The organism is Peptoclostridium sp. (assembly GCF_009881055.1).
Taxonomy (GTDB): Bacteria; Bacillota; Clostridia; order Peptostreptococcales; family Peptostreptococcaceae; genus Peptoclostridium_A.
In genome coordinates this window covers 82476-94498 of sequence record NZ_WXFG01000005.1, presented here as the reverse complement: position 1 = coordinate 94498, position 12023 = coordinate 82476, and the positions used below count along the sequence as shown (strand labels likewise).

Here is a 12023-nt window from a genome sequence, read left to right as displayed (position 1 = left end):
TAGAAATATGCGAATCCGTTAGGGGGAGCTAATATGGGAAAAAAGATACTAGTTGTAGAGGATGAAAAGCCTATCGCAGACATTCTAAGGTTCAATCTTGAAAAGGAAGGCTACAGCGTAGAGACGGCGTATGACGGGGAAGAGGCTGTCAAAAAGGCATGGGAATTCGAGCCGGAGCTTGTGCTGCTTGACATAATGATACCAAAGCAGGATGGATTCCAAGTATGCAAAAAGATAAGGGAGAAATTCTCAATGCCGATAATTATAGTGACAGCCAAGGAAGACGAGGTCGACAAGGTGCTCGGGCTTGAGCTGGGAGCTGATGATTATATTACAAAGCCCTTCAGTGTAAGAGAGCTTGTGGCCAGGGTCAAGGCGAATCTGAGAAGGATGGACATGTCTAATCTGAACGAAAAGCAGGGAGATGTGCTTACATTCGGAGACCTTACTATAGATATGGTGAAATATGAAGTCACAAAGGGCGAAGCGGTACTCGAGCTGACGGTCAGAGAATTTGAGCTCCTCAAGTTTCTTGCCACGCAGAAGGAGCAGGTGTTTTCAAGAGAGCAGCTGTTGGAGAAGGTATGGGGTTATGAATATTACGGGGATATAAGAACCGTAGATGTCACGGTTAGGCGTCTTAGGGAAAAGATAGAAGAAGATGCTTCGAATCCAAAGTACATAGTCACAAGGCGCGGAGTTGGCTATTACTTCAAGGGGGAATAAGGATTGCTAAGGAGCATAAGGTGGAAGTTCATAACCATATATTTTCTCCTTGTATTCATAGCTATGGTTATAGTGGGGATATTCATGACCAGCCAGTTCGAGCAGTACTATCTCAACAAGGTCAGGGACGATCTCAAATATATCTCCAATAACACAGTCAGAAAGTTTTTGCCCGAGGAAAACTTGGGACAAAACAAAGATAACATACAGAAAGATATCGAAAGAATACCTCTTTCAATAGGATATCAGGTGATAATAGTGGATGCGGCTGCTGATTTTGAAATAGTGGCATCTTCAAATCCGGAGATAGCACGTATGAATGCTCTGGATCTTCTGGACGATTCAGTCATGCTTGCCGCTTCGGTGGGCAAAATTTCAGAAAAAAACGTGGGTTTTGGCGACAATGGCAAGTATGCAGTAAAGCACATGGCATTCCCCTACAAGGACAGGAGCGGAAAGGTCATAGGAATAATTTACTGCATGGCCAATCTGGATGACATATACAAGATACTCGACAACTCTAAGATAATATTCATAAGGGCCATAGAGCTGGGCCTTTTTGTCACAATAATATTAGGATTCCTGGTGGGAACATCCATAACAACGCCAATAAACGACGTTACAAAAAAAGCGCTCAAGATGGCAAAGGGAGATTTCGATCAGGTTGTCGAGGTCAAGTCGGATGACGAGATAGGCCAGCTGGGCAGGATGTTCAACTATCTGACGGCAAAGCTAAGACAGACACTTTCCGAGATATCAAGCGAAAAGAGCAAGCTTGACGCCATTATAACACATATGGCCGACGGGCTATTGGCGGTTGATTTCATGGGCGGAATCGTTCACCTCAACCCCAGATTTCTAGAGATGATGTCTATAGAAGGCAAAGACATAGACTCTATGGGCTATGACGACATAATGGGAAGATACAGCAAAAACCTCATGCTAAGCAGCATACTCGAGCGAGGCAGCGATTTTGGCAGTGAGGTGGTTGAGGTCGAAAGCGGCGCCATACTCAAGGTCAGTTTTGTGTGCATAAGAGATGCCAGCAGGCAAGTATCCCTTATAATACTGGTACTTCAGGATATAACAGAGCATCAGAAGCTCGACAACATGAGAAGAGAGTTTGTCGCCAACGTTTCGCACGAGCTGAGAACTCCAATAACTACAATAAAGAGCTATTCGGAGACTCTGCTGAGCGGGGCTGTAGACGACAAGGATACCAGCATGCAGTTCCTCAAGGTCATCGAGAGTGAGACGGACAGAATGGCGCTTATTGTAAGAGAGCTGCTGCAGCTTTCGCAGCTTGACACAAAGAATGTCGACTGGAAATTTGAGCAGATTGAGCTTGTGGCGTTCACATCGGCAATAGCAAAAAAACTCAGTCTGGCGTTCAATGAAAAAAATCATAATTTCATACACATGTTTCCCGAGGAGCCTGTGCTTATAAAGGCAGACACGCACAAGCTCGAGCAGGCCATTCAGAACATACTTACAAACTGCATCAAATACACGCCTAATGGGGGTGACATAAGCCTTACCGTGTCATCAGACGCTGAAAAGGCCTATATAAGGATAAGAGATAACGGAATAGGAATACCGAAAGAGGCAATGTCCAGGATATTTGAAAGGTTTTACAGGGTTGATAAGGCAAGGTCTAGGGATATGGGGGGCACGGGCCTTGGACTCTCGATAACGAAGCACATAATAGAGGATCACGGCGGAAATATATCAGTGGAAAGCGAGCTTGGAAGCGGCACCATATTTACCCTTAGCCTTCCGCTGGATAAGTCTGTGTAAAACCCTGTTGATAACCCTGTGGAATTGTGGATAATGTAAAAACCTTTTAATCCGTTTGTAATAGTTTTGTAATATAAATTATGTATAATTTTATAGAGTACAAATGCTATTATAAGGGAGGTCTGCATGATGAAGAAACTTGTTTCAGGTGTTTTGATCGGCCTGATGCTTGCCGGGAGCGGATTTGTGGGAAATCCAGCGCAAGCTGCAGGTGTTGAAAATGATAGCTCGGTGCAAACGGAGCAGTCAATAGAAGCAATAAAGCCACAGGCAAGCTACACAGTCACTACAAACTCAACAGCAGTGGTATCAGGAAAAGGAGATCCAGGGACTCCTGTGCTGCTGGAGGTTTATGCACAGGCTAACAATATCAGCATGCAAAGAGATGCGGATACAAAAACCGTTAAGTTTACGAAGCTCACGACGAAGGAATACTTCAAAGTAGGCTCTATGGGGATATTCGTAAAGGAAATTAAGCTCAGCCTTGGAGAAAACAAGGTAATAATAAGATCATTATCAGATGGAGCAAAAATCGAAAAGATAGTTAATTTCAAGCAGCTCAGAGAATCGAGTGTCAAAAAATCAATGGAGCAGCTCAAGGAAAGCTCCGTTACTCAGCTAGTGAACAGCATGATATCTCAATAATAGGGGAAGAGCAGTATGATTAAGGAGAGAATTAAGACGTTTGTGCTTACGGCTTTGTTCATAACAAGCCTTGTTCTTACTGCTTTGAATCTGGATTTGGCAGACTATTTCAGCGGATACGGCAATTTTTTTGCAAGTATTGAAAATACAAGGGATATCGAATATCATTTCAAGCCAAGCAGGCTGTTTGTGCATTTTGCGGGCGGTGATGGCAACAATGTGGAAATCATCGAGCAAAAGAGCGAGTACTGGCAGCAGCTTAAGGAGATTTTGAATGCAGAAATAGGCAGGGCATCCCGAGTTGGCGAAGTAGACGAAAGCGGAGTCCAGAAACTGGCAGATATGAGAACTATCGAGGTGCAGCTCGCTTTTCCGTCGGAAGGCAGAATCTTGTCCAAGGCAATAGGTTTGGACAAAAGTATACTCGACAGATATAAAGGAATAGATACAATAATTATTCCCCTTGTTGACGACGGGGGGATATATTTTTTGCTCTCTCAAGGAGGCGCTGTAAGAGTTGAGACGGGCGGGGTAAAAAAGCTGACAATTATTGACGAATTGGAAGACAGCATGAATGAAGGCAATCTTGTAAAATACTATTCTATCAAATCATTGCTTGGAATTGAAAGCAATCTGCTCATACCAATAGACCCATCAAACTACAAATACCCTTATTTCAAAAGCAAAAGCAGCATTGATATAAAAAATGAAGATGCCCTTGTCGAAATGGCACAAAACGTGTTCAAGGAAAAATACGATTTTGTGAACAGAGTAATTGAGACGGGGGGAGCCAATTCCTTCATATACGGATTTGGGGAAAGAGTGCTCAGAATACAGCCCGACGGCAAGATAGAGTACCTCAATGAAACTGTAAGCAAGGCTCAGATTGACCAGTTTGAAGCTTTTTCAAGGGTTTCAAGGCTTCTGTCTGAAATGGGCATAGACAGCAAGGAGATTTATCTCGTTGCAGCTGAAAAAACAAAGATAAAAGGCTCTGACGCCTATGTATTTTCGTTCTCATACAACATTGACGGTCTGAGGTTCAGCTCTGACACAGGAATAGAGCATATCAAGGCCACAGTGGCAGGTAACGAAGTTTATTCGCTTACGGGCATGATTGTAGGCATAGAAGACAACATGGCATATAATGTATTTTCTGATTTGAATACGCTAAGTCCGCAGGCCATACTCAATGAAAACTTTGATTTTTTCAAAAGTGAGCTTGCTCCAGGCGAGGAACAAGGCATAGAAATGACTGAAAATGTGCTTAGCAGATTCAGATCAATAGAGCTTGTTTATTTTTTAAGCGATGAGAATATGTTCATACCTTCGTGGAGTTTTGAAACCGAGGACAGCAGATACGTATTTGATGCATACACAGGGGAGAGGCTTAGCTATGGACTGGGCAAAAGCTAAATTCATACTAATAATAGCGTTCATAATAACGAATATGTTTCTGGGGTATAGCTATTATAAGACAAAGAGCATAGCACAAAACGAGCATTTTTCGGACGGTGAGTACAGGGAATATGTACAGATGCTCTTGGAAAAGAAAAATATAGAGCTTAAGGTAAAGGTGCCAGAGCATGAACAAAGGCTCGGGCCGATTCTGGTGAAATACGAAATGCCCGATAAGGATATGTACAAAACGCTTGTGGAAGACAAGGGAGCGGTTTATGAATTTGAAGGTGCAAACAAATCAGTGCTCACATTCGATGCAAAGCTTAAAAAGTATGATGTGGAAAGCGCAATCGACTATGCAAACGGATTCCTCAAGCTGTATGAACTGAACGGACGCGGTATAAAGCTGAAAAAAGCTTCGGAAAATCCTGAATATATCGAAGTTGTGTATGCGGGTGATCACGATGGCTATTTTCTGGAAAAAAGCTACATGAGTTTCAAATTCCAAAGGGATGGGAGCCTCAAGGTAGAAAGACTCTGGCTTATACCTGAGAAATCCATCTTCCAAAAGAGGATGCTGATATCACCATATGAGGCAATAGTAAAAATATATCCGGAACTGGATGATTCAAGCGTGATAAGCGACATAAGTCTTGGATACTATTTCAAGCTGGGGGAAAATCTGAATATAAAGGATACAAAAACAGCGAAGGCCTTTCCAGCTTGGAGGATTACACTCTCGGACGGAACTGAAAAGTATGTTTCAGCCCTTGATTTCTAATCGGGGGCTTTTTATAATTATTTTTACAAAATTTTAATACAGGGTTCAATAATTTGGTATAATTTAATTGTATTGACTAGAAAGAAGATATAATGACTTGCTATAAGTAATGAACATAGATAATAAAAGAAGTGATTTGTGAATTTAACCAAAATGGAAAAAGGTGATGACATGGGTAAGTTTATAATAGAAGGCGGAAACAGGCTTTGTGGCGAAGTAAGCATAGGCGGATTCAAGAATGCTGCAGTTGCAATACTTCCGGCATGTATACTTGCAAAGGGCAAATTCAAGATAAACAACCTTCCTAATATAAGCGACATAAGGATGCTGTGCAAGATACTCTCGAGCATGGGTGCTGATGTCGAATATGACGGTAAAACAGCCGTAATAGACACTACGAATGTCACGGAATGTTTTGCTACATATGAAATGGCTAAAATGCTAAGAGCCTCTTATTATTTCCTTGGCGCAGGCCTTGGCAGATTCAGCCATGCAAAAGTTGCATATCCTGGAGGCTGTGAAATAGGCACAAGACCGATAGACCAGCACAAGAAGGGATTTGAGGCGCTTGGAGCCCAGGTGACCCTCGAGCACGGGATAATAGAAGCTTCAGCAGAAAGGCTTGTCGGGCAGGAAGTCTACATGGACATAGTGAGCGTAGGTGCCACAATGAACATAATGCTTGCAAGCGTAAGGGCGCAGGGAACCACAGTGATAGAGAACGCCGCAAAGGAGCCGCACATAGTAGACCTGGCGAACTTCCTCAACTCCATGGGCGCAAAAATAATAGGCGCCGGAACCGACACAATTAAGATAAGAGGTGTCGAGAGTCTGAGTGGATGCGAATACACTGTGATACCAGACCAGATAGAGGCGGGCACATTCATGGCCATGGCAGCTGCAACAGCGGGAGACGTGCTTGTAAAGGATGTAATACCTATACACATGGAGCCTGTGAGCGCAAAGCTGCGGGAGATGGGCGCAGAAGTCATAGAATATGACGACAGCATAAGGGTTGTAGGCAAGGAAAACATGCACGCAGTCAATGTAAAAACTCTTGTATATCCGGGCTTTCCAACTGATATGCAGCAGCCCTTCACTCCTCTTTTGCTCAAAGCCAATGGAACCTCAATAGTGACAGAAACCATATTTGAGAACAGGTTCGGGCACGTGGACGAGCTCAACAGAATGGGTGCCGGGATAATGGTTGAAAACTCGACTGTTATAATAAACGGGCCTCAGAAGCTATCGGGAACAAGTGTGAAGGCTTCAGATCTAAGAGCAGGAGCATGCCTTATAATAGCGGGGCTCATGGCTCATGGCGTCACGGAAATAGAGGACATATACCATGTTGAGAGAGGATATGACGATATAGCAGAAAAGATAAGAGGCATAGGCGGAAAAATAAGCAGAATAGGTGAGGAAGAAGACGATGGGCTTTAATTATGCTTCTGTGGCAAGCGGCAGCTGCGGCAACTGCCACTACATAGGCTTTGAAGGCACGGGAATACTCGTGGATGCCGGCCTTTCAGGCAAGAAAGTCAGGGAAAACCTTGAAAGCATTGATATAGGAATGGACGGACTAAAGGCCATACTAATAACGCACGAACACGTCGACCATATAAAGGGAGCGGGTATACTTTCAAGAAAGCATGACATACCCATATACGCGAATGCCAGGACGTGGCAGGAAATGGGTGACAAGCTAGGGAAGGTCTCGCCGGAAAACATACAGGTATTCGAAACTGGCAGGAGCTTTGACATAGGAAGCCTCCGGATAAAGGCTTTCGGCATACACCATGACGCTGCCGATCCGGTGGGTTTTTGCATAGACAACGGCAAAAAAAAGCTGAGCATAGCAACAGACACGGGCTGCATATGCGACGAGATAAGAGGGCAGCTGCACGACTCGGACATAGTGGTGCTTGAATCCAACCACGATGTTGAGATGCTAAAGATGGGTGCATATCCATACCATCTCAAAAGGCGAATACTTTCATCAAGCGGCCACCTCTCAAACGAGGATGCGGCATCGTTTTGCGTAGAGCTTGCAAACGAGGGCGTAAAGAGGGTATTGCTTGCGCATCTTAGCCGGGAGAACAATTTTCCTGAGCTGGCTTATGAAACTGTTGTTGGAACACTTAAAATGGAAGGTATAGAAAATATAAACATAGAAGTCCTGCTTCGCCAGCAGGCTTCAAAGCTGTATGACATATAGCATATATTTAAAATGCTGGGGGTGTTTTCATGGGAAAAGGATTTGTAACAGGGATTATAGGAGCGGTGATAGGCTCGCTGCTTACAATCTATACGGTATTTAACGTACTGCCCGACTCATTCTTCAAGCAGGACTCGGCAGGCGAGACTACAAAACAGACAGTTGTTGAATCTACAGAGACCGTATACAAGACAGTGGCGAAAAAGGCCATGCCATCTGTTGTGGGTATAACTACAGTGACAGTCCAGCAAGACTTCCTGTTTGGCAATACGGAGCAAAGCGGCGTTGGAACTGGCGTTATAGTGGACTCAAGAGGGTATATACTTACAAATGCCCATGTTATAGCCAGCGGACAGGCAAAAGACGTGACAGTGCTGTTTTATGACGGAACAAAGGAAGAGGCAAAAGTGCTATGGTATGATTCCTTGCTTGATTTGGCAATAATCAAGGTTGAAAAGCAAGATCTTACAGTGGCAGAACTCGGAGACAGCGACAGTGTGGAGGTCGGAGATCTGGCTATAGCAATAGGAAACCCGCTCGGGCTTGAATTTGAAAGGTCGATGACGCAGGGAATAATAAGCGGACTCAACAGAAGCATAGAAATAAACCAATATGAGACGATGGAAAATCTAATTCAGACTGATGCCAGCATAAACCCAGGAAACAGCGGTGGGCCTCTGCTTAACTCCAAGGGTCAGGTAATAGGAGTAAACTCCGCCAAGATACAATCTGGTGAGGGTCTGGGTTTTGCGATTCCTATAAACATAGCGAAGCCTATAGTAACCCAGTTTATAGAAAAAGGCCAGTTTGAAAAGGTAGTGCTTGGCATACAGGGCGTGGACGTAGCCAGGTATGAACAGGCTTCAGGCGAAGATCTGTCTGCTGATACAGGTGTATATGTGCTTGAAACTGTAGCCGGCAGCGCAGCAGCCAAGGCGGGAATAAAAGCCGGAGATGTAATAGTAAAGATAGGCAAGGCGGATGTTAAGTCCATGGGCAATCTTGTGCGAGAGCTCTACAAGCTTTCGCCGGGAGAAGAGACGACGGTGACTGTGGACAGGAACGGCAAAACAGTAGAACTCAATGTAAAGCTTTAGCAAATATAAAAGGCCCGGATATTCTTCCGGGCCTTTCTAAAGCATATTCAAATTAGTAGAAAACTGCGCGCGGCAGACTTTTTGACTGCTCTATCCACCCTTCAAGCTGAACCTGTGTAGGAAGTTTTTTTACAATCTGCCACTTGGAATTGACTTCCGTCATTTTTTCAAGCAGATTGCGGGCGTTCCTCCTGGCAAGTGAAGGTACAGTATCGACGCCGCAAAGCTCCAGAAGCTCTGCGTATTCGGGTCCTATGCCCTTTATTCGCTCGATATCTATGAGTGTGACCCATTTGAGCACAAGACTGTCAGATATGCCAGTCTCTTTGGATATTATTTTTCTGCCATACTTGTTGAAGCCTTTTTCTATAAGTTTTTGCTTTGAACGTATTCCTATGCTTCTAAGCCGCTGTTCATACTCGCTGTCGATTCCCTGGATGCTTATGAGCTTTGACATTGTCGCTAGACTGCTCATTAAATGCCTCCTTGAAGATGGTAATGAAAAATACATAAGTATTTTTACCCAAATAAAAACCTGGTGAAACATATTTTTTAAACGGCATTTAAATTCCGGTACACGTGAAACAGCATATTCACATGGGCACTATAGTAGAAAGGATGAACTGGAGTGAATATAACGATAGTCTCAGTAGGCAAGATTAAGGAGAAGTACATAAAGCTCGGGATGGAAGAATTCCAAAAGAGGCTCTCGAAGTACTGCAAGTTAAGCATTATAGAGGTAGCCGACGAAAAGGCTCCGGAAAACATGAGCGAAAAAGAGATGGAGAATGTGAAAAAAGCGGAGGGTCAAAGGATACTTTCAAACATTAAAGAAGGCTCGTATGCAATAACACTCGAGATAGGTGGAAACATGCTTTCCTCCGAGGAACTTGCCAATAAGATAGAAAAGCTCGGCATAAGCGGCAAAAGCGATATCACGTTTGTTATAGGCGGCTCCATAGGACTGTCCGATGAAGTGCTAAGGCGCTCTGATTACGCGCTTTCATTCTCGAGGATGACATTTCCCCACCAGCTAATGCGGCTTATACTAATTGAACAGATATACAGGAGTTTTCGAATTATGAGAAATGAACCTTATCACAAGTAACTGCAAACCGTATTTGGCAAATTGAAGTCATGTATTTCAATAGTTTATAAGAGAAACTATATTTTTAACGGTTCGGAGACTTACAATGACATGTTCTATTAAGACTAGAGAATATGCAGAGGTGGGATGGGAATGACAAATCGTTATAAAAGAAAGATTGAGCCGATGGTTAGTGAATTGTTATTGGCAGACATGAAGGATTTGACTAAAATAAAAACGACATTCAAAAGCATTGTAAAAGAAATATTTGATGAAGAGTGCATAGTCTATATCGACAAAATAACAGAATCAAAGCTTCTAGTAGAGACACACTTCGCAGACTATAATTTCTATGAGATTGAATTAGGCGATATTTATATTAGGGATGATATTGTTGATAAAATAATGAACGATTTGATAATTGAAAGGCTAACTGATAAGCGAAATCCAAACACAAACAGAAATAATGAAAGGTACTTTAAAAGATTAAAACGGTATTTGGCTGAATAAAACCATGGAAGAATAAGTGCGCTATAGCGGCACAACAAATCATCAGAGAGGTTTACTAATGGCAGATATCTTTTCAAAAGAGAAAAGACACGAGATAATGTCAAGAATCAGGAACAAGGATACGAAAATAGAAATCAAAGTAAGGAATTGGTTGTTCCATCACGGAATAAGATATAGGAAGAACTATGAAAAAGTCACTGGAAAACCCGACATAGTAATCACTAAATATAAAATAGCGATATTTGTACACGGGTGTTTTTGGCATGCGCATGAAAACTGCAAATTATGCCGTTTCCCAAAAACACAGGTCGAATTTTGGAAAGAAAAACTCGAGAGAAACAAAGAACGGGATATAAGAATAATACAAGATTTAACAAAAGACGGCTGGAATGTATTTGTATTGTGGGAATGCCAAGTAGAAAACAATTTCGACGAGACGATGAATTCTTTGCTTGAAAATATATTAAAGATAAAAGCAGAACACGAAAAAACATAAAAGGATCTTAACTGTTGCCTAAATTAATAAGTTACAAGAAGAATTAGCTGGACTCAATACTTTACATCATGATAAAAACACTATATTCTATATAGTGTGGACATAAATCTGGATGGAGGTTGGTTGTTGTGCATGATAAAAGCAACGGATGTGGCAGGCCGCCGGGAAGAAAAAAAACAGCGAAGATCGAGGTTGTTGTGGAACCACATATAAAAAAAGCATTTATGGATCTTTTGAATGAGGAGGGCAAAGCGGCTTCCGTTGAAATAAGATGTTGGATCAGAGAATACATAAAATCGAAAAATGAATTATAGAAGAGGGTGTTTAATATATGGATGCTGTATCACTGTTCAGCGGTTGTGGAGGTCTTGATCTAGGCTTCGCAAGAGCCGGATTCAATATAGTGTGGGCTAACGATTTTGACAAATTTGCCGTAAAAACGTATAAGGAGAATTTTGGAGAGCACATTGTTCACAATGATATTAATGAGATAGAATTGGATAGCATACCCCGACACGATATTTTAATAGGAGGCTTCCCCTGTCAGCCTTTCAGTATGATGGGAAATGAAATGGGGTTTGATGATGCGAGAGGGACTCTGTTTTTCAGGGTTGTTGAAATCATATTGGACCAGACGCGCAAAGGGCATAAACCCCCAGTTGTTGTGCTGGAGAATGTGAGAACACTAAGAACACATAATGGCGGAAGGACATTTGCGACTATAAGAAAAATTCTGACAGAGGATTTGGGATACAGGGTTTTCGATACGGTATTAAATACAGCTAATTACGGGATTCCTCAGACTAGAAACAGAACATATATAGTATGTTTCGATAATAGTGATATTGAGTTCGAATTTCCCGAACCGGTCCCTCTGGAGCGTACTTTGCAAGACTTGCTTGAGCATGACGTTGATGATAAGTACTTTCTATCAGAAAGAATACTGAGAACTGTAATGTCTCATGGGACAGGTAACTTTAGAGCTAGACCAGAAATAGATCTCAGAATTGCGCGGCCATTGACTGCTACAATGGCTAAAATGCATAGGGCGTGCCAAGATAACTATGTGACTCAAAATGGCAGAGTTAGACGGCTGACACCACGAGAGTGCGCAAGATTGCAAGGTTTTCCAGACGACTTTAGAATCCCTGTGTCTGATACTCAGGCGTACAAACAGTTTGGTAACGCCGTGACGGTTGATGTGGCACATAAGGTCGCATGGCAAATCAGACAAGCGTTAGGCTGGTAATGGAGGTTGTGTTTCA

The 12023-nt window shown here is 42.7% G+C and carries 14 protein-coding genes; 13 read left to right on the top strand and 1 reads right to left on the bottom strand.

Going from position 1 to position 12023, the window contains the following annotated elements:
• Nucleotides 1-33 precede the first annotated feature (33 nt).
• The 8 genes from yycF to htrA all read left to right on the top strand — a co-directional run bounded on the left by yycF (nt 34) and on the right by htrA (nt 8665).
• Nucleotides 34-726: a response regulator YycF gene (gene yycF / locus GT589_RS01125; protein WP_293394696.1), complete on the top strand. Its 693-nt coding sequence runs from the start codon at nt 34-36 to the stop codon at nt 724-726.
• 3 nt (nt 727-729) lie between these two features.
• Nucleotides 730-2523 (top strand): ATP-binding protein, encoded by a 1794-nt coding sequence (locus GT589_RS01120; protein ID WP_293394693.1) that lies wholly within the window; start codon nt 730-732, stop codon nt 2521-2523.
• 126 nt (nt 2524-2649) lie between these two features.
• Nucleotides 2650-3168 carry a hypothetical protein gene (locus tag GT589_RS01115; protein WP_293394690.1) on the top strand — a complete coding sequence of 173 codons (519 nt, stop codon included), beginning with the start codon at nt 2650-2652 and terminating at the stop codon, nt 3166-3168.
• A gap of 15 nt (nt 3169-3183) precedes the next feature.
• Nucleotides 3184-4584: a hypothetical protein gene (locus tag GT589_RS01110; protein ID WP_293394687.1), complete on the top strand. Its 1401-nt coding sequence runs from the start codon at nt 3184-3186 to the stop codon at nt 4582-4584.
• Complete coding sequence (yycI, locus tag GT589_RS01105; protein WP_293394684.1) at nt 4565-5350, top strand: two-component system regulatory protein YycI; 786 nt, start codon at nt 4565-4567, stop codon at nt 5348-5350. Before GT589_RS01110 ends, yycI begins: the two co-directional genes overlap by 20 nt.
• A gap of 171 nt (nt 5351-5521) precedes the next feature.
• Nucleotides 5522-6793, top strand: a complete 1272-nt coding sequence (locus GT589_RS01100) for a UDP-N-acetylglucosamine 1-carboxyvinyltransferase (RefSeq protein ID WP_293394819.1) — start codon at nt 5522-5524, stop codon at nt 6791-6793.
• Nucleotides 6783-7568, top strand: coding sequence for an MBL fold metallo-hydrolase (locus tag GT589_RS01095; protein ID WP_293394816.1), 786 nt, complete (start codon nt 6783-6785; stop codon nt 7566-7568). Before GT589_RS01100 ends, GT589_RS01095 begins: the two co-directional genes overlap by 11 nt.
• A gap of 29 nt (nt 7569-7597) precedes the next feature.
• The gene (gene htrA, locus GT589_RS01090) at nt 7598-8665 is read left to right on the top strand and encodes a serine protease HtrA (RefSeq protein WP_293394681.1); all 1068 of its coding nucleotides are present in this window, start codon (nt 7598-7600) and stop codon (nt 8663-8665) included.
• A gap of 52 nt (nt 8666-8717) precedes the next feature.
• Here the strand turns inward: htrA and GT589_RS01085 are convergent, their stop codons facing one another.
• Entirely contained in the window at nt 8718-9140 is a 423-nt protein-coding gene (locus tag GT589_RS01085) for a DUF4332 domain-containing protein (protein ID WP_293394678.1), read from the bottom strand.
• Between the two features lie 153 nt (nt 9141-9293).
• Between GT589_RS01085 and rlmH the strand changes: the two genes are divergently transcribed.
• The 5 genes from rlmH (at nt 9294) to GT589_RS01060 (ending at nt 12007) form a co-directional block, all read left to right on the top strand.
• Nucleotides 9294-9773, top strand: coding sequence for a 23S rRNA (pseudouridine(1915)-N(3))-methyltransferase RlmH (gene rlmH, locus GT589_RS01080; protein ID WP_293394675.1), 480 nt, complete (start codon nt 9294-9296; stop codon nt 9771-9773).
• Between the two features lie 183 nt (nt 9774-9956).
• Nucleotides 9957-10262: a hypothetical protein gene (locus tag GT589_RS01075; RefSeq protein WP_293394672.1), complete on the top strand. Its 306-nt coding sequence runs from the start codon at nt 9957-9959 to the stop codon at nt 10260-10262.
• A gap of 58 nt (nt 10263-10320) precedes the next feature.
• Nucleotides 10321-10758: a very short patch repair endonuclease gene (locus GT589_RS01070; protein WP_293394669.1), complete on the top strand. Its 438-nt coding sequence runs from the start codon at nt 10321-10323 to the stop codon at nt 10756-10758.
• Between the two features lie 128 nt (nt 10759-10886).
• Nucleotides 10887-11072 carry an antitoxin gene (locus GT589_RS01065; protein WP_293394666.1) on the top strand — a complete coding sequence of 62 codons (186 nt, stop codon included), beginning with the start codon at nt 10887-10889 and terminating at the stop codon, nt 11070-11072.
• A gap of 17 nt (nt 11073-11089) precedes the next feature.
• On the top strand, nt 11090-12007 hold the full coding sequence (locus GT589_RS01060; RefSeq protein ID WP_293394663.1) for a DNA cytosine methyltransferase: 918 nt from the start codon (nt 11090-11092) through the stop codon (nt 12005-12007).
• The last annotated feature ends 16 nt before the right edge of the window (nt 12008-12023 follow it).

Excerpts from the sequence above, each read along its gene's own strand:
- yycF (WP_293394696.1), top strand. The coding sequence starts at position 34 with ATGGGAAAAAAGATACTAGTTGTAGAGGATGAAAAGCCTATCGCAGAC.
- htrA (WP_293394681.1), top strand. The coding sequence starts at position 7,598 with ATGGGAAAAGGATTTGTAACAGGGATTATAGGAGCGGTGATAGGCTCG.
- GT589_RS01070 (WP_293394669.1), top strand. The coding sequence starts at position 10,321 with ATGGCAGATATCTTTTCAAAAGAGAAAAGACACGAGATAATGTCAAGA.
- yycI (WP_293394684.1), top strand. The coding sequence starts at position 4,565 with ATGGACTGGGCAAAAGCTAAATTCATACTAATAATAGCGTTCATAATA.
- GT589_RS01100 (WP_293394819.1), top strand. The coding sequence starts at position 5,522 with ATGGGTAAGTTTATAATAGAAGGCGGAAACAGGCTTTGTGGCGAAGTA.
- GT589_RS01115 (WP_293394690.1), top strand. The coding sequence starts at position 2,650 with ATGATGAAGAAACTTGTTTCAGGTGTTTTGATCGGCCTGATGCTTGCC.
- GT589_RS01110 (WP_293394687.1), top strand. The coding sequence starts at position 3,184 with ATGATTAAGGAGAGAATTAAGACGTTTGTGCTTACGGCTTTGTTCATA.
- GT589_RS01060 (WP_293394663.1), top strand. The coding sequence starts at position 11,090 with ATGGATGCTGTATCACTGTTCAGCGGTTGTGGAGGTCTTGATCTAGGC.
- GT589_RS01095 (WP_293394816.1), top strand. The coding sequence starts at position 6,783 with ATGGGCTTTAATTATGCTTCTGTGGCAAGCGGCAGCTGCGGCAACTGC.
- GT589_RS01085 (WP_293394678.1), bottom strand. The coding sequence starts at position 9,140 with ATGAGCAGTCTAGCGACAATGTCAAAGCTCATAAGCATCCAGGGAATC.